Source organism: Wenzhouxiangella sp. YN9 (assembly GCF_056324165.1).
Window position 1 is genome coordinate 148,689 of record NZ_JBJNIP010000089.1, and the last position, 17,416, is coordinate 166,104.

At 61.9% G+C, this 17,416-nt stretch carries 17 protein-coding genes; 8 read left to right on the plus strand and 9 right to left on the minus strand.

The annotated features are described in order from the left end of the window. Positions 1-32 precede the first annotated feature (32 nt). From ACEWQ0_RS06860 to ACEWQ0_RS06880, 5 genes are all read left to right on the plus strand, one after another. Positions 33-575 carry a rhodanese-like domain-containing protein gene (locus ACEWQ0_RS06860; protein WP_476484908.1) on the plus strand — a complete coding sequence of 181 codons (543 nt, stop codon included), beginning with the start codon at positions 33-35 and terminating at the stop codon, positions 573-575. A gap of 42 nt (positions 576-617) precedes the next feature. After that, positions 618-1,130, plus strand: a complete 513-nt coding sequence (gene secB, locus ACEWQ0_RS06865; RefSeq protein WP_476483172.1) for a protein-export chaperone SecB — start codon at positions 618-620, stop codon at positions 1,128-1,130. A 10-nt stretch (positions 1,131-1,140) separates the two neighbouring features. Next, positions 1,141-2,145 (plus strand): NAD(P)H-dependent glycerol-3-phosphate dehydrogenase, encoded by a 1,005-nt coding sequence (locus ACEWQ0_RS06870; RefSeq protein WP_476484909.1) that lies wholly within the window; start codon positions 1,141-1,143, stop codon positions 2,143-2,145. Between the two features lie 198 nt (positions 2,146-2,343). After that, positions 2,344-4,488 carry an adenosylcobalamin-dependent ribonucleoside-diphosphate reductase gene (locus ACEWQ0_RS06875; RefSeq protein WP_476484910.1) on the plus strand — a complete coding sequence of 715 codons (2,145 nt, stop codon included), beginning with the start codon at positions 2,344-2,346 and terminating at the stop codon, positions 4,486-4,488. 194 nt (positions 4,489-4,682) lie between these two features. Beyond that, positions 4,683-5,438 (plus strand): TSCPD domain-containing protein, encoded by a 756-nt coding sequence (locus ACEWQ0_RS06880; RefSeq protein WP_476484911.1) that lies wholly within the window; start codon positions 4,683-4,685, stop codon positions 5,436-5,438. A 188-nt stretch (positions 5,439-5,626) separates the two neighbouring features. Here ACEWQ0_RS06880 and ACEWQ0_RS06885 read toward each other — a convergent pair whose 3' ends face one another. Then, positions 5,627-6,064, minus strand: coding sequence for a universal stress protein (locus tag ACEWQ0_RS06885; protein ID WP_476483176.1), 438 nt, complete (start codon positions 6,062-6,064; stop codon positions 5,627-5,629). 359 nt (positions 6,065-6,423) lie between these two features. Further along, positions 6,424-8,379, minus strand: coding sequence for an EAL domain-containing protein (locus ACEWQ0_RS06890; protein ID WP_476484912.1), 1,956 nt, complete (start codon positions 8,377-8,379; stop codon positions 6,424-6,426). Positions 8,380-8,515: 136 nt separating this feature from the next. On the opposite strand from ACEWQ0_RS06890, the gene ACEWQ0_RS06895 reads away from it, so the two are divergent. Further along, a complete protein-coding gene (locus ACEWQ0_RS06895; protein ID WP_476484913.1) occupies positions 8,516-9,028 on the plus strand; it encodes a helix-turn-helix domain-containing protein in 513 nt (170 codons plus the stop codon). Here the strand turns inward: ACEWQ0_RS06895 and fabB are convergent. Further along, positions 8,967-10,226: a beta-ketoacyl-ACP synthase I gene (gene fabB / locus ACEWQ0_RS06900; protein WP_476484914.1), complete on the minus strand. Its 1,260-nt coding sequence runs from the start codon at positions 10,224-10,226 to the stop codon at positions 8,967-8,969. The two genes, ACEWQ0_RS06895 and fabB, sit on opposite strands and share 62 nt — an antisense overlap. Beyond that, a complete protein-coding gene (gene fabA / locus ACEWQ0_RS06905) occupies positions 10,223-10,750 on the minus strand; it encodes a bifunctional 3-hydroxydecanoyl-ACP dehydratase/trans-2-decenoyl-ACP isomerase (RefSeq protein WP_476483492.1) in 528 nt (175 codons plus the stop codon). The genes fabB and fabA overlap by 4 nt, the downstream gene beginning before the upstream one ends. A 102-nt stretch (positions 10,751-10,852) precedes the next feature. Between fabA and ACEWQ0_RS06910 the strand changes: the two genes are divergently transcribed. Next, positions 10,853-11,143, plus strand: coding sequence for a hypothetical protein (locus ACEWQ0_RS06910; protein WP_476483194.1), 291 nt, complete (start codon positions 10,853-10,855; stop codon positions 11,141-11,143). Between the two features lie 36 nt (positions 11,144-11,179). On the opposite strand, the gene ACEWQ0_RS06915 is transcribed toward ACEWQ0_RS06910, so the two are convergent. From ACEWQ0_RS06915 to ACEWQ0_RS06935, 5 genes are all read right to left on the minus strand, one after another. Then, the gene (locus ACEWQ0_RS06915) at positions 11,180-12,079 is read right to left on the minus strand and encodes a DUF4097 family beta strand repeat-containing protein (RefSeq protein WP_476483195.1); all 900 of its coding nucleotides are present in this window, start codon (positions 12,077-12,079) and stop codon (positions 11,180-11,182) included. 69 nt (positions 12,080-12,148) lie between these two features. Then, a complete protein-coding gene (locus tag ACEWQ0_RS06920) occupies positions 12,149-13,237 on the minus strand; it encodes a GNAT family N-acetyltransferase (RefSeq protein ID WP_476483196.1) in 1,089 nt (362 codons plus the stop codon). Positions 13,238-13,364: 127 nt separating this feature from the next. After that, positions 13,365-14,093: a Crp/Fnr family transcriptional regulator gene (locus ACEWQ0_RS06925; protein WP_476483197.1), complete on the minus strand. Its 729-nt coding sequence runs from the start codon at positions 14,091-14,093 to the stop codon at positions 13,365-13,367. Continuing rightward, on the minus strand, positions 14,093-14,860 hold the full coding sequence (locus tag ACEWQ0_RS06930; RefSeq protein WP_476483198.1) for a Crp/Fnr family transcriptional regulator: 768 nt from the start codon (positions 14,858-14,860) through the stop codon (positions 14,093-14,095). The genes ACEWQ0_RS06925 and ACEWQ0_RS06930 overlap by 1 nt, the downstream gene beginning before the upstream one ends. Beyond that, positions 14,857-15,759 (minus strand): SAM-dependent methyltransferase, encoded by a 903-nt coding sequence (locus ACEWQ0_RS06935; RefSeq protein ID WP_476483199.1) that lies wholly within the window; start codon positions 15,757-15,759, stop codon positions 14,857-14,859. Before ACEWQ0_RS06935 ends, ACEWQ0_RS06930 begins: the two co-directional genes overlap by 4 nt. Before the next feature lie 120 nt (positions 15,760-15,879). Here ACEWQ0_RS06935 and ACEWQ0_RS06940 point away from each other — a divergent pair, with 120 nt between their 5' ends. Continuing rightward, positions 15,880-17,412: a TIGR03013 family XrtA/PEP-CTERM system glycosyltransferase gene (locus tag ACEWQ0_RS06940; protein ID WP_476483200.1), complete on the plus strand. Its 1,533-nt coding sequence runs from the start codon at positions 15,880-15,882 to the stop codon at positions 17,410-17,412. The last annotated feature ends 4 nt before the right edge of the window (positions 17,413-17,416 follow it).

The window sequence follows — 17,416 nt, forward strand, 5'->3', positions numbered from 1 at the left end:
GGGTCGCTTTGACCCGAAGCGATTGACCCTGGATGGAACAAGCCCTCGAGTTCATAGGAAATCACCCCGTGCTGACCGGCGGGCTGGGCGTGGCTGTGGTCGCGCTCGTTGCCTACGAAATCAGCCGCCTGTTTCGCAAGTGGACGGAGCTGGGCACGCTGGCGGCGGTTCAGCTGATCAACCGGGGCGACCCGGTCGTGCTGGATGTCTCCAACAGCAGCGACTACGCCAAGGGCCACATCCGCGGGGCCCTGCACATGCCACCCTCGAATATCGAGGCCGGCAACCAGCAGCTGCTCAAGCATCGCGAGCAGCCGATCCTGATCTACTGCAAGAACAATCAGGTGGCGCCCCAGATGGCCTCGCGACTGGTCAAGCTCGGCTTCACCAACGTCAATGTTCTGGCCGGCGGCCTGACGCAGTGGATCAGCGATCAGCAGCCCGTCTCTCGCCCGAAGGGCGCAGGCAAAAGCGGCAAGTCCAGAAGCAACAGGCGCAATGCGGATAAAGGCCGAAAGAAAAAGAACAGGACAGGCAAGGACGATTCGAAGCAATCCACGCCTGATGAGCCGTGAAAAACTGAATTCAATCAGACTACTGGAAAGGAAACCTCAAGCATGACTGAAGAGAACCAAGCCGCCGCAGCCGGCCAGGAGCAGGAAGCCCAGATGGCCGTCCAGCATATCTATCTCAAGGACGCCTCTTTTGAAGCGCCCAATATCCTCGAGCTCAGCCAGAGCGAGGGGGAGCCCGAAATCAACCTGAACCTGTCGCAGCGCAGCGAGAACATCGGCGAAGACCGCCACCAGATCACGCTTTCGGTTACCGTCACCTCCAAGCAGGGAGACAAGACCGCCTTCCTGTGCGAGGTTCAGTACGGCGGCATCTTCCAGATGGCCGGGTTTTCCGAACAACAGATGCCGTACGTGATCAACGTGCTGTGCCCGAACGTGCTGTTTCCTTATTGCCGCACGCAGATCGGGTCCTTGGTCAGCGCGGGCGGTTTTTTCATGCCCCCCATCCAGCCGGTCAATTTCGAGGCGGTTTTCCGCCAGCGCCTGGAGGAAGCCCGCAATCAGCAGCAAGGCTCGGGCGAGGGCAATGGCCAACAGCCGCCCAGCGGCGACTAGAGCCTGATCAGTGACAGCCGTCCGGATTGCGGTTCTGGGCGCCGGCTCATGGGGCACGGCGCTGGGAATGCAGCTGGCGCGCATGGGCCACGATGTGCAGCTGTGGGCGCGCGACGCCAGGAGCGCCCAGGCGATGGAGCGCGGCCGTGTCAACCAGCGCTATCTGCCCGACTGTCCGCTGCCTGAGTCGCTGCGCGTGACCGCAGATTTCAAGGCGGCCTGTCGTGATGCACAGCGTTTGCTGGTGGCCACGCCCAGTCACGCCTTTGGTGAGACCCTGGACCGGGTGGCGCCGTTCGTGTCGGCTCAAACCGGCCTGGCATGGGCGAGCAAGGGCTTCGAGCCGGGCACTGGGCGACTGCTGCACGAGGTTGCCGCCGAACGCTTTGGCGCCAACATCCCCTTGGCGCTGATCACCGGCCCGTCGTTTGCCCGCGAGGTGGCCGAAGCGCTGCCGACGGCGGTGACCGTGGCGGCCACCAGCCCGGATTTTGGCCAGGCCTGGGCCGCGCTGCTGCACGGCAACAGCTTTCGTGCCTATTACACGGCCGATCTGGTCGGCGCGGCGCTGGGCGGCGCAATCAAGAACGTGCTGGCGGTCGCCTGCGGCATGGCCGATGGCCTGAAGCTCGGGCACAACGCCCGCGCTGCCCTGATTACCCGCGGCCTGGCTGAAATGCGCCGGCTTGGCCGCGCTCTGGGCGCCGACGACCGTACCCTGATGGGCCTGGCTGGGATCGGTGACCTGGTGTTGACCTGCACCGGCGATCAATCGCGCAACCGCCGGCTCGGCCTGGCCGTCGGGCAGGGCCGCTCGGTCGACGACGCGGTGGCCGACATCGGCCAGGTGGTCGAGGGAGTCAAGACCGCCACAGAGGTCATGCGCCTGGCCACGCGCGCCGGCGTGGAAATGCCGATCGCCGAACAGGTGCACGGCATCCTCTTCAAGGGCTGGAGCGCCCGCAAGGGCGTGCAGGTGCTCATGGAGCGCGAGCTCAAGGCCGAAACGGAATAGCGCGCCCGCGCAGCCGCCCGTACCCGCAAACACCTCCTTTGGCAAGACTTGATCGCGCCCGGCCTTGGGCGTATGGTATGGGCATCTGACACAAGATCTTGTGTCCCGCGACAGGAACAGGCACAACCAGTTGTGAGTACAACGGTGGGCAACCTGTGTATAACCCTAAGTAGCACACAATAATCAAGAGGTTGAAACATGAGCGTTTCGGCAGAAGCTTTGACGGCTGCGCTTCCGGATATTGCCTTCCAGGAAGCGTCGCTCGACATCTGGGACAAGAAGTACCGTCTCAAGTCGAAGTCGGGGGACATCATCGACCAGGAGATCGACGACACCTACAAGCGTGTCGCCCGCGCCCTGGCCGAAGTGGAGGAGGGCAGCGACAAGCAGGTCCACTGGTATCGTGAATTCCTGTGGGCGCTCAGGCGAGGCGCCATCCCGGCCGGACGCATTACCTCCAATGCCGGCGCGCTGGCGCACAAGCCGGCCACCTCGACCATCAACTGCACGGTCTCGGGCACCATCGAGGATTCGATGAACGACATCCTCGGCAAGGTTCACGAGGCCGGCCTGACGCTCAAGGCCGGCTGCGGCATCGGCTACGATTTTTCCACGCTCAGGCCCAAGGGCGCCTATGTTTCCGGCGCAGGCGCCTACACTTCGGGCCCGATGTCGTTCATGGACATCTACGACAAGATGTGCTTTACCGTGTCATCGGCCGGCGGCCGCCGCGGTGCGCAGATGGCCACTTTCGACGTCTCGCACCCCGACGTCATGGACTTCATCCGCGCCAAGCGCGAAGACGGCGTGCTGCGCCAGTTCAACTGCTCGCTTCTGATCACCGACGCTTTTGTCCAGGCCGTGGTCGACGATGCCGACTGGCCACTGGTCTTCCCGGTGCTCGACAGCGAAGCCGAGGATATCGACCTGGCCGACCCCGAGCAGGTCATCTGGCGCGAGTGGCCCACCACCAAGAACTACGTCAGTAACGAAGAAGGCCTGGTCGCCTGCAAGATCTATCGCAAGGTGCCGGCCCGGCGCCTGTGGAACATGATCATGACCTCCACTTATGACTACGCGGAGCCGGGCTTCGTGCTGGTCGACCGCATCAACGAAGACAACAACAACTGGTGGTGCGAAACCATCCGCGCGACCAACCCCTGTGGCGAACAACCGCTGCCGCCCTACGGCGCCTGTCTGCTTGGCTCGATCAACCTGACGCGCTTCGTCGAAGAACCATTCACCGACAACGCGCGCTTCAACTGGGACGAGTACCGGCGCACGGTCAATATCTTCACGCGCATGCTCGATAACGTGGTCGAGATCAACGGTCTGCCGCTGGACAAGCAGCGCAACGAGATCCTCTACAAGCGCCGCCACGGCATGGGCTTTCTCGGCCTGGGCTCGGCCCTGACCATGCTGCGGATGCAGTACGGTCGACCCGAATCGCTGGAGTTCACCGAGCGCGTCTCGCGCGAGATGGCCGTCGCCGGCTGGGAGACCGCGGCCGAACTGGCCGAGGAAAAGGGCGCAGCACCGATCATGGACGACGACTTCGAGGTCACCCCGGAGATGCTGCGCAAGCGCCCGGAGATGAAACGCGACGGCTACAGAGTCGGCGACAAGGTGCCCGGCCGCATCCTGCACGCACGCTACAGCCGCTACATGCAGAAGGTGGCGGAAGTGGCGCCCGAAGTGGTCGACCGTCTGGCCGAGTCGGGTGCGCGCTTCAGCCATCACACCTCGATTGCGCCAACCGGCACCATCTCGCTGTCGCTGGCGAACAACGCCTCCAACGGCATCGAGCCGAGCTTCGCCCACCACTACAACCGCAACGTGATTCGCGAGGGCCGCAAGAGCAAGGAAAAGGTCAGCGTCTATTCCTACGAACTGCTGGCCTATCGCACCCTGGTCAACGCGGGTGCCATGCCGTATTCGGACCATCCCGACGAGCAGTTGCCCGACTACTTCGTGACCGCCGAATCGATCACGCCCAAGGAGCACGTCGCCATCCAGGCGGCGGCACAGAAGTGGATTGACTCATCCATTTCCAAGACCGCCAACGTGCCTACCGATTATCCCTACGAGGACTTCAAGGACATCTATCTGTATGCCTGGGAGCAGGGCCTGAAGGGCTGCACCACCTTCCGCTTCAACCCGCAGGCTTTCCAGGGCGTGCTGGTCACCGACAAGGACCTGGAGTCGACCACTTACGTGTTCGAGCTCGAGGACGGGTCGAAGGTGGAGGTTCAGGGGCACGAGAAGATCGAATATGACGGCGAAGTGCACACAGCCGCCAATCTGTTCGATGCCCTGAAGGAAGGCTACTACGGAAAGTTCTGATGTGGCTTCGTCACGACACCGCAGGCCGTGTTTTACGGTTATCGGGCCTCCTCACGTACCCGGATGTACGCTCCGGGGCCCCGGTAATCGCAAAGCCTCGCCTGCGGCGCCGTGACTGGGCCACATGCCTTCGGCATTAGCAGAGTGATCAAGCAATCCAGCAACAGATCGAGAAACAATCCGGGAACATTGAAATGACCATCAGGATCGACAAGAAAATCGTGGACTACGCGGTCCAGGACAAGCAAGCCGAGGAAAAAGCGAGCGATCACCAGGACGGTCGCAAGGAAAAGGCCGAAATCATCCGGATGCACGAAAAGCTCGAACGCCCGGAGGGTATGGAGTGCCTGGAAGGCGCGACCTACAAGATCCGCACGCCGCTCGACGACCACGCCCTGTATGTCACCATCAACGACATCGTGCTCAATCAGGGCACCGAACACGAGCAGCGCCGGCCCTTCGAGATCTTCATCAACTCGAAGAACATGGACCACTTCCAGTGGATCGTGGCGCTGACGCGGGTGATGTCGGCGGTGTTCCGCAAGGGTGGCGACGTCACCTTCCTGGCCGAGGAGCTGCAGGCCGTGTTCGACCCCAAGGGCGGCTACTTCAAGCCCGGCGGGCGCTTCGTGCCATCGATCGTGGCCGACATCGGTGCGGTGGTCGAGCACCATTTCAAACGCATCGGCATGATCGAGCCCGACGAACTATCCGAGCAGCAGCAGCTCATTCTCGAGCAAAAACGCGCCGAAGCCGAAGCCCACGAACAGCAACAGCCACAAGCCGAAGCGCCAAAGCCGGCCGGATCCGATGCCGGCGATGCGGGGCAGGGCGGTGAGGCCGCCTATCCGGCCTCGGCCACGCTGTGTCACAAGTGCAACACCAAGGCGATGGTCCTGCTCGACGGCTGCCAGACCTGCCTGGCCTGCGGCTATTCCAAGTGCGGCTGATTTTTGTCCCGCCCAGCCGCTGAAGGCCCGAAAGGCCGGCAAGATCGGGGACGCCTGGAGGTCGAATGCCGTCTCAATGAAGGCTGATTCTGGCCGCTCAGGTCACCCGGATCCCGGTCGACGCCGAGTCGGTCGAGCGCCGGAATGTGGGCGCGTCTTTTCACCGCGATCCACGGCACGGCCGCGGGTCACACCACGGTGACCAGACCGGGGGCGTGAGCCAGTACTTTCTGGCTGACGCTGCCCATGAGCAGCGCCTTGATCCGCGACATCCCGCGACGTCCCATTACCAGATGCGTACCCGGATTGTCTTCCATGAAGGCGATGATCTCTTCTGCCGGATCGCCAATCAGCACGTGCCGCTGCGCAAACGTCAATCCTGCCCGCGATTCGCCTTCGTCGAAGATCTGTTGCGACTCGCTCTTGCTCGCACGCTCGAGCTCCTGCGGCGAGCTCTGGTCGCCAAGCCCGGCCGGGGTGGCCGACACGTGAGGCTGGTGAGCAAAGACATAGAGGGCCGAGAGCTCACGGCCCATGGACGCCGCCAGCGCACGCGCCTCATCCAGGGCCTCGAAGGCCGGCTCGGATCCGTCCAGGGCGACGAAGAGATTTTTCGATTGGGTCATGGCGAACCTCCTTGGAGATGGTGTGATGGTGCGTCGACTCAAACCCGATCATGCCAGATGCCGGCGCCGAAGCGCTTGACCTGCGTCAGTCACGACGCGGCGCCAATCATGAGCGGCTGCTCATCCTCACGCGATTTTTAGAATAACGCGCCAAGCCAATGAAAATAAACAGAAACAGCGAGCGCATTCAGTTTGTCGAGCGCAGAACAGATGACGCGCCACCCGACCAGAGCTTTACATAATATACATTATGCGAACTGCGCTTCCAACGGCTCAGCCGTTCGGAGGTCAGCCCTTTGTTCGCGACCAGACCCTGGTGACAGCCGGGCTCCCCGGGTCGTGTCGAATTTGCAGGAGCTTCAGGGTGAAACATCCTTCGATCGGATCCACTCCTCGAAATCTTCGGCGAACATTGGCCGGCCATAGAGATAGCCCTGCGCGAGGCGGTAGCTGTTTTCCGCCAGGAATTGCTCGTGTGATGATGTTTCCACGCCTTCGGCGATGGCATTCAGGCCCAGCTCGCGCGTCAGATTGGCCAATGCTGCCACCACGGCGGCACCGGCACCGGCGGGCGTGTCGGATACGAAAACCCGGTCCACCTTGATGTCGTCGAAAGGGAGCTGGATGACGCGCGCCAATGAGGAGTGGCCGGTTCCGAAGTCATCCAGCGCCAGACGAAAGCCGTGACTCCGAAATCTGTTCAGCATGTCCGCGACTCGGTTGAAGTTTCCTCCCAGCGCACTTTCGGTGATCTCCAGCTTGATCCGGCTGGGTGAAACGCCCGCCCGGGAGGCAGTGGTCGAGAATCTGTCGGGCAATGAGCTATCGGCAAGCTGCATGGGTGATACGTTGACGGAAAGCCAGATCGGCCAGCGCTCCTGCCATCGAGCCAGCGTATTGCAGGCCTCGGCGAAGGCCCAGAGTCCGATTTCGTCAATCAGCCCTTTTTGCTCCGCCATCGGAATGAATTCACCCGGCCCGAGCACGGGATCGCGCTGATCGGGCCAGCGCAGCAACGCTTCGGCGCCGCAGACTTTCCACCCGCCTGCCTCCAGAGATACCACGGGCTGAAACGCCAGCTGAAAACGACGTGACTTGACGGCTTCGCGCAGGCCGTGCTCGGCCACGGCCAGAAAGCCTGCGTGGTTCGACAATCCCCGGGAGTACCAGACAGCGCCGCTGGCGCCCGTTTCGCGGGTCTTTTCAGCCGCGATCTTCACCGCGTCCATGGCCACGGCGGGATCCATTGCTTTGGTGTCGAAGGCAGCGAGACCAAAACGCGCGGTCGTGTAGAAATACCGCCCGTTGACCCGGAGAGGCTCCATCAGAAACTTTTCCGTGGCGGCGCAACGTCGGGTTGCCCAGGCCTTCAGCGTTCTGGATCCGGACTCGGATGCACCGTCTTCGAGAAAGCGAACAAACAGAAAATCGCCGTCTTCGGTGCGGAAAAGTTGTTCATCCTCCGGCAGGTTTCGTCCGAGCCAGCGCGCAATCTTCACGTTCAGCTGATTGAGCCCGGACTCTCCGGCGAACTGGCGCAGCGTGGTGGTATCGCCAAGCTTGACCTGAACCAGCCCCACGGCTGATTCAGAGCCGGCATGTGCCTGCAGACGGTGCATGAGGCTCAGGCAGGAACGCACATTCGGCAGGCCGGTCACTCCATCGACCGCGGCGACGCTCGTCAGAGCGGTCTGCACTTCATGGAAGTCCATGCGCAGTTCCATGGCAGCAATGATGATGTGCGCAAACTGCCGCAGCAGCGCCTGTTGACCCGGCGCAAGCTCTTCTCTTGGCAGGGGGTCGATCAGGCACAGCGTACCCACCGGATGGCCCTGACGGGTCTTCAGGGTTGCGGCTGCGTAGAAGCCGATCTGCCCACCCGTGACCAGAGAGTGGTCGTGAAACAGCGAGTGCCGGCGCGCATCCGGAACAACCAAGACGCCGCCCTTCGACGTCAGGGCGTACTGACAAAAGCTTTCTTCGACGCGGCACTCGAATTTTTCGCCGACCAGCGCCTTGACCCACTGGTGCTCGTCGTCGAGCAGATGAATGGCCACATTGGGCATGTCGAACAGTTCCGCGACGGTCTCGACGATCTGCGCGAACGGCTGCTCGGACAGCGGCGTATTGTGAACGCGCAGCTCCTTGAGCGCTTCGATCCGCTCTGGATCCATCACGACATGTTGCATGGCTTGCCCTCCCCCATTACGCGGCGCCCCCGCTGCTTGGCCATTTCGCCCGCGCCCGCAGGCACTGGCGATCATACGCTTGTTCCGGCGAATTTGATTGTAGAACATGTTGCCCGTGGAGGCCATGGAACCCGGGAGTCGGCAACGCGATTGGCCATGATCAACCGCTCGATGTCTGCCGAATATTGATCGCGCTCATGGAAGGCGGCAGCGACGCGGGTTAGTTTGCGCCAGGAGCTTTTGTGATGTCTTCTGCTTTGTGATGCCCACTGCCAATGAGCTGCTTGATGCGATTCTGCGCCACCTGCAATCGGCGGGCGACTCGCTGCGGGATCTTGCCGGGCGCGCCCGCATTGCGCCAGAACAGCTGGCCCTGGCGCCTGCTGAGCTGTCACCTCAGCAAGTCGCGCGCCTGTGGCAGCTGGTGCAAGCGCAGATGGAAGCCCCGGCCGGGTTCAGCCACAAGGTGCGCGGTCTCATTCATCAGCGGCTCGAGTCCGGCCGCGCTCGGGTAACCGTCATTGCCGCCGAGCTCAACATGAGCCGGCAAACGCTGTACAACAAGCTCAGGCTGGAAAACCAGACCTTTGCCGCCCTGCTCGATCAGGTTCGACGCGAGTCCGCGCTGGTGTATCTGGGCCGCCAGCAACACAATCTGACCGACGTTGCCCAGCGACTCGGGTTTTCCGAGCTCAGCGCCTTCAGTCGCGCCTTCAAACGCTGGATGGGACAGTCCCCGGGGCGTTATCGGGCCCGCCAGCGGGGCTTTTCCTGAACACCAGCGTGGCATTGGTGCCGCCGAACCCGAAGCTGTTGCTCATCACCAGCGGCAGGTCGACATCGTCCTGGCGCTCGCGCACAAGCGGATAGCCTTCGGCCTGTGGATCAAGGTTGTCGATATTGGCTGATGGCGTGATGAAACCGTTCTGCTGCATCAACAGGCTATAGATAGCTTCGTGCACACCTGCCGCGCCCAGTGAATGCCCGGTAAGCGGCTTGGTTGATCCCATTGGGGGCATATCGTCGCCAAAGACCCGGGCAATGGCTTCCAGCTCGACAATGTCGCCGGCCGGCGTACTGGTGCCGTGGGTATTGATGTAGCCCACCGGCTCTTCGAGCCCGTGCAGCGCCATTTGCATGCAGCGCGTTGCGCCCTCGCCGCTGGGCTGCACCATGTCGGCACCGTCGGACGTGGCGCCGAAGCCGACCAGCTCGCCCAGTATCGGTGCGCCGCGACGACGGGCATGCTCGAGTTCTTCCAGCGCCAGGATTCCGGCACCGCCGGAAATGACAAAACCATCGCGGTCTGCGTCATAGGTGCGCGAGGCTTTTTCCGGCGTGTCGTTATAGCGCGTTGACAAGGCGCCCATGGCGTCGAACAACATGCTCAGGCTCCAGTGCAGGTCCTCGCCGCCACCGGCAAACATCACATCCTGGCGGCCAAGGGCGACCAGGTCTGCCGCGTGACCGATGGCATGAGCGCTGGTGGCACAAGCCGAGGTGATGCCGTAGTTGACGCCGCGAATACCGAACGCGGTGCTCAGCGAGGCATTGATCGCGCTGCTCATCGTGCGGGGGACCCGAAACGGCCCGACCCGGCGGATGCCGCGCTCGCGGTGGGTGTCGACCGCGTCCATCAGTTCCACGCTGGAATTGCCGCCGGCGCCGGCCACCAGGCCGGTGCGTTCGCTGCGCACCACGTCCTCACTCAGCCCGGATTGCGCAATGGCTTCACGCATGGCCAGCCAAGCATAGCCTGAGGCCGGACACATGAAACGCCTGTGTTTGCGCTCGATCAGCGCGTCCAGATCCAGATCGACCATGCCGCACACGTGGCTGCGCAGCCCGGCGTCGCGCGCCTGTTCGCTGAAGGCCAGCCCCGAGGTCGACAAACGCAGCGAACGTTCGACCGCCTCCAGGCCTACGCCCAGGCTGGAGACAATGCCCATGCCGGTAACCACCACTCTTCTCATGCCGCGCTGCTCCCGAAGTTGTCCATGGAGGTGAACAGGCACACCTTCAGGTTGCGCGCGGTGTAAATCTCGTTGCCGTCAACCACCACACGCCCATCTGCGACGGCCATATCCAGGCCGCGGCGGATAACACGTCGGATATCAAGGTGGTAGCTCACCAGCCGGTTGTCAGGCAATACCTGGCCGAAAAACTTGACCTCGCCCACGCCCAGGGCCCGCCCGCGGCCACTGCCGCCATTCCAGGCCAGAAAAAAGCCCACCAGCTGCCACAAGGCATCCAGCCCCAGGCAGCCGGGCATGACCGGATCTTCCTTGAAGTGGCAGTCAAAAAACCACAGATCGGGATGAACATCGAGCTCGGCCACCACCTCGCCCCGGCCGTAGGCGCCGCCATGATCGTTGATGCTCGTAATGCGATCGAACATCAGCATCTGATCTACCGGCAGCCGCATGTCGCCGGCAAACAACTTGCCGTGACCACAGGCCTCCAGCGCGGCTTTGTCGTATTTTTCGGGGCGGTTCATGCGCAGCTCTCGGGCGTAAAGGGCCGCTACTATATCCATCCTCCCGAGCTGGCGCTTGACCCTGCGTCTACCCGGCCTGGCCCGGCGCGATCCGGTGTGGCCATGTCATCTCTGGCCGCCCTGCTCTTCGAGCAGCTCTTTCTGCCTTTCGGCCGCATCAAGCACCTGGCCTTCAACTTCTCTGGCACGATCAAGCGATTGCTCGTATCCCGTTTTGACCCGCTCTGCTGCGTTATTTTCGCTGCTATTCGGCGGGGTCGATGGGTCGCTGCAGGCGCAGCATATCGTCGTGATGAGTATGGCGGCGGCAAGTTTATGCATGGCTCGATCCTCTTGATTCTCTGTTTCGATCCTTATGGCATCGCGCGGCGGTTTTCACCCCGCGAGCGCTGACACAAGGACATGGCGGCATATACCTTGCCCTTATTATCAGGGGCTTACGCGCTCAACTTGCCCGGCAACCTTACCTTCGACGATCAGTTCAATGCGGCTGTCTATGCGGAGATTGCCGCCAACCGACGAGCCGGCCGAGATTTCGACGACGGGCAGTTTTCCATCATAGTCCTTGGGCAGGATCAGGACGATATTTCCGTCGACCGCGCTGTCTTGCAGTACGCGGATACTGCCGGCCTCCGGCCCGGTTGAATTACCAAGGAAACTAAAAAGCCCGTCATCGTTGCCGTCTCCGGTTGCGGTCAAGTCAATGGTCAGATCCGCGCCGGAGCGGCTCTCGTTATCCAGGGTAATGTCGCCGGCCAGCGTCTGGATGCCCTGCTCTGCCGTCGCGCCGTCGAGCAGGACATCGCCGCTGCGCGTGGTGATGCGACCGGTAACCCGGCTACCGGAGGAAAGGGAAATATCGCCGTTTCGCGTCTGGATGGTCCCGTCAATGACGGCATCGGAACCGGCGTTGATGCTGCCATTGCGCGAATCCAGAGAACCGGTCTGACTCGAGGGGCCGATACGAACATTGCCATTTCGCGTCTGGATCTCGCCGGCCGTTGTGTTGTCGCCGAGCATGATTTGTCCGTTGCGGGACTCGATGCGGCCATAGCTGCCGCCATTGCCCAGCTCGATGGCGCCGTTGCGCGTACTGACGTTGCCCGCCGTTACGCCGCGACCGGTTTCGACTTGACCATTGCGGCTGGCTATCGAGCCCGACACGCTGGCGCCCTCTGCGATGCGGATGGAACCGTTTCGGGTAGCGAGATCGCCATCGTGGCTGGCGTTGGCACTGATCGAGACCTGGTCTTCGGCCAGTGCGCCGGTCGCGCAGGTCAGGAGCAGGATCGCGGCTGCTTTGAAGATGATTCGGATTTGATATGACATGTCCACGCCTCTCGATTGTCTGGTGCCTCCTATTTCACCACGCCAGCGTGCTCAACGCACGTGCGACGGTCACGGTCGCCGGCTGGCATGAGCCACGCTGTCCGCCGCCCGGCGCAGGCGCTTCAATGGCGGGATGAGCCCGTACTTGATGAGATAAAAGACCTGCCCGCGGAGTGTCGGCGCGCAGGCGACGAACCAGTCGCGGGTCCGGCTCTGGTCTGTCCACCGCTGTTTGAACGCATCTTCATCGCCGAGCAGGTCGATTTCGACGATGCCTTCCCGCATGTAGTGCTGCAGCATCCGCCCCAGAAGAACCTGCCCCGGCGAATCATCGGCATACGCTTGAAGATAACCGGATTTCAGCGAATAGAGTCGCCGGTCGAACTCGAGTGAATAGTCGAAAGCAATGGGCTTTTCGTCCAGCGTGAGAAAGTGCAGGCGAAGCGCGTGCTGGCATGCCATGCGACAAGCCAGGTCGATGTAGAAGCCGCGCACGCTCTCGATCGACCGGATGGCCGTTCCAGCCCGGCCCTTCCAGCCGTCGCCTTCGATCCGAAAGCCCGTCCGGGCGGCCGCCCGGACTTCCGTCGAGTCGGTCACAACTATCAGTTCCAGCTGCCCGCGCCCGGCAAGACGGCGGTCCTTGCGGCGAATCTCCTTTCTGAAGTTCCGTGATCGCGACGCCAGGTAGTCCGGCCAGCTGGTTCCAGCGTCGATATAAGGGGACGCCCCGGCGCGCCAGAGTGCCGCGCGGCAGCCACTGCCACGAGCGGCTTCCAGCAGAGGCGCAAGCGTGCGCGATTCCGAGGCCACGTCGGCAATCTCGAACACGTCCCAGGGCCGAACAGCCCGTGCGATGTGCTGCCAGATGGCCTCGATCACGCCGCTGGCGTTGCGTGCGATCAGCAGGTCCGTCCGAGGTGAGTGTGCGTTTGTCAGGCTGGCCAGGCACCGGACCGGCAGGCCGTAGCGGCGTTCCCGGCTCAGCATCAGCGCGGCTGCCCCGACCAGACAGCTCCCTTGCCATGCCGTGATTATGCGGAGTTCTCGATCGCCTCCGAAGGCTTGCCACCAGGCTGCAATCCACTCGGGCTGCGCAAAGGGCGTGGCGCATCCGGCTGACGCCGCCAGCGCGCGCCACTCGGACTGGAGCGCCAACAGCTCGCAGATCCCTTCGAGCTCGCGAACGCGGATTCCTGATCCGGTGGTCCGGGCTGGCGTGCCGGCGCCTGGTGCCGTCCGGTCCGCGGCCCTTGGAGGACCGCCGGAACGCTGCTTGAAAAGCTCAATCGCAGCCATACGGGCGATAGCACTCGCAGGCCGCCGCTTCCAGGCCGGCCCGGTCGAGAATGCGAATCTCACCGCGGCGATACTGGATCAGGCCATGTAGCTGCAGGTGCGTGGCTGCGTTGGTCACCCCGCTGCGGCGGACGCCGAGCAACTGTGAGAGGGTCTTTTGTGTGAGCAGGATCGGAGAGTCATCATGCCGATCTTCGATCTCGAGCAAGCAGCGCGCCAGGCGTTCTTCCAGCAAGTGAAATCGGGCACACAGTGAGGAGCGAGCAATAGTCTGGAGTAGGCCTCTAACGTAAACTTGCAAATCGTTACGCCAGCCGTCCATCTCACCGACACGCTGACGAAACAAATCGACATCGATAGCCAGCACCTCCGATGCTTCAAGTGCAAACGCATGCAGCAGGAATTCGCTGGCGCCGAGCAAGGACTCCCAGCCGATCATGCTTTCAGTGCCCGCCAGAGCAACTTGCACAGCGGAGCCTTCGCCGCCGGATACCATAATGGAGGCATAGCCCGAAATCGGAAAATAAACTTGGCGGATATGCTCCCCACTGTGCACGATGACGGTCTCCGCCGTGAAACTTGACGGGTGGCTTGAAGCAATGATTCTGGCCAGTTCTTCAGTCGACAGCCCGCCCAGCAAGGCATTACTACGGATGACGCCAGCCGGGCCGTGGCCCGCTCCAACAGCAGAAATGTCGGCCGCGGCGGGGCTCATCACTCAGGCAGGAGACGCTGAGTCTCACATTTGACGGTTCGGTAACACTCACAGCAAACCTGCTCAAGCCCGGCATGATCAAGCATCTGGATCCGCCCGCGCCGATACTCGATCAGGCCGGCCTTTTGAAGCCGCCCTGCTGCCTCGGTGACACCTTCCCGCCGAACCCCCAGGCTATGCGCAATCTGCTCCTGGGTCAGCTCAAGACAGTTGTGCGGCAGATGATCGCAGGCATACAGCAACCAGCGAGCCAGCTGCTGGTGAATCGTGTGATACCGATTACAGGTAGCCGATTGGCTGATCTGTGTCATCAAAACCTGCGTATAACGAAGCAACAGCGCGCGAAAACTCTCGCTACGATTGGCCTCTTCACGCAACACGGACGCCTTCAGGCAAAATGCCTTACCGGCGATCTGCACCGCAGCATGGGCCGGCATGGAGTCTGTCCGGGTAAAAATCGACATTCCCAGAAGGCCGTCGTTTCCCACAACCGCGGTTTCGCAGCTGTGGCCGTCCTCAAGGAACATGACGATGGACACGATCGAGTCGATTGGAAAATAGGCAAAGCGCTGAATAGCGCAGGTGTCATAGATGATTTGCCCACGTTGCCATTCCACCAGTTTCAGATGGGGCCAGATGCGCAGGCGATCTGTTGGGGTCAAGTTCCTGAGAATGCGATTCACGGCCGGATCAGGCTCTCCGGCCAGGCGTGGCTGAGGCTGAGGCCGCGCGCGGTGTGCCTGAATTTCTGCAATGGATATTCTCATGCTTCCAATCCCCTTGGTGAGTGCGCTTGATTGTCAGCGGCGCTACTGGCATGAATCAGTCGGCACCGCACGATACTGGACCCGAATTCCCTGAGTGATCGCAACCTGAGAAATGACCACTGGCGAATGGGCACCGTCTCCAGCCAGGCGAGAGCCAACGGGCTTTGCTCGACCAGCCGTTCAAATTCGGAAATGAGAATCTGGTTGAGGCCGCCTTCGACCTCCGAGAATCGCTGCGCGCCATCGGAACGGAACTGCGCCCGCCAGCGGATCAGCGCGCGCTCTGAAAAGATCAGGTGCGCCCAGGGAAAAACCGAAAAGAGATGGCCCCCGAAAGGGTGAAGCCAGGTGGGGCCAAACGACACCATGACCTCGCCGTCGGGCTTGAGCCGATCACTCATTATCTTCAGAATTGCGCCTGGATTACCGAAATGCTCGAAGGCGTCGATACTGACAATGACGTCTGCGCGCTCTTCGGTGGTTTGAGCAAAGCGGCAGCGATCGGCTACGCCCAGCGTCCGGGCTCTGTTTCTGGCCCGCTCGAGCATCTTCGGCTGGATGTCCAGCCCGATGACGCGACAGTCGGGCACGCGCCGGGCGAGCGCAACCGCCTCCAGCCCATCGCCGCATCCAAAGTCGATGATGGTCTTGCCGCTCAGGTTGTTCAGGAACTGCGGCCCGAAATAGCGCTCCAGTTTGCCGTCTTCCAGCGCGCCATCTGAGCTTGCAGCGTCAATATCAGCGGATTTTCTTGGAGCAGGCGCAATGATCCTCAGAATGCTGAAACCCAGCGCTCCACCGATCATGCCTTTTCTAGTTCTCAGGACCCGCGCATCCAACTTCATTCTCCTTAAGCACGTGGCGTTAAAGAGTAGATTCAGTCTGAAAATATACAGCAATCTGTGCGGTGTGTCACACTATATTTAATTTTATTTGAACGTGCCCAGGCGCACAGATAGGGCAGAGATACTCGATAACCATAGCCTGACACTCATGCACCAAGTCATCAGGAGGGGTACATGGCGAAGGTCCTGGATACGCCCATGAAAGAGGCCGAACGATCGGGATGGACTCCGGCCGATCGGCAGATGGCGTTTTCACCAGTCCTGGCCACCCGCCGTCAGATGCGCCTGGGTTTGATCGGCCGACTGCTGCGCCAGCAAAGCCTGCGGGTTTTTCTACTCCTCGCAGTCGTAGAGGTGGGCATGCTCCTCATGGCTCCGCTGGTGGCGACCGAGATCCGGTTCCATGCCGATCCGGGCTCACGCGCATTTGCACTTCAGGAAATGCCGTTGACCAGCAGCGTATTTGCCGGCGTCGTCTGGCTGACCATGATCGCGCTGGGCCTGTATCAGCGCCACAGTAATGAACTCAGTGGTGTGGCCATCGGCATGCTGACCCGCCTGGTCCTGGCCATGGCGGCCGGATCCCTGGCGCTGATCGTGTTGTATTTCGCTGTGCCGGGGCTGGAGGTCGGCCGCGGCATCCTCGCCCTGTCGATCCTGATTGCCTTCTTGCTACTGTTGGCATCCCGCCTGGGCTTTGTACGCCTGTTCCGCGGCAACGGTTTTCGGCGCCGGGTTCTGTTACTTGGTTCCGGCAGCTGCGCCAGCGACTTTCTGGCGCGCTCGCGCGAACGCGGCATGTTCAGCCGAATCAATATCGTTGCCCACCTTCCGGCGCCCAGGGTTCGTCACGCGGACTTCGAAGAGCGTTCTCCGGATCACGGTCCCCCTTCCCTGCTTGACCTGGCATTCGAACGCCAGATCGACGACATCGTGGTCGCCAGCGACGACCTGCGCAATCGGGTGTCAATGGATGAGCTGATGAGCTGTCGACTGGCAGGCATCAGCGTCTTGCGCTTTGATACCTTCTGCGAACGCGAAACCGGGCGCGTCATGCTGGAAAGCCTGCTGCCGTCCTGGTTCGTTTTTACGGGGCACTTCGATCGATCCGTCATGCGGCGTTTCAGCCGGCGCGCTTTCGACCTGGTGGCGGCGCTGGGCGTCATCACTCTGGCCTGGCCGATCATGCTTTTGGTTGCCGCGGCGGTCTGGCTCGAATCCGGCGGTCGCGAAGGCGTTCTCTACCGCCAGCAGAGAGTAGGAGAAGGCGACAGCGAATTCACCCTGTACAAGTTTCGCAGTATGCGCAGCGATGCCGAAAGCGACGGCATTGCCCGCTGGGCAACCAGCGATGATGTTCGCATCACCCGGGTGGGCCGCATCATCCGCAAGCTGAGGCTCGACGAGCTGCCGCAGATCTGGAATGTTCTGCGTGGCGAGATGAGCATGATTGGACCGCGACCAGAGCGTCCACAAATCGTGAACCAGCTCAAGCGCGAGATTCCCTACTACGGACTGCGCCACAGCGTTACGCCCGGGCTGACCGGCTGGGCCCAGCTGCGCTATCCCTACGGTGCCTCGGTCGAAGACGCCGCTGAGAAACTCCGCTATGACCTCTACTACATCAAGGAACAGAGTCTTCTGTTCGACCTCCAGATCCTCCTGGAGACCGTTGAAGTGGTCCTGTTCAGGCGCGGCAGCCGATGAGGAG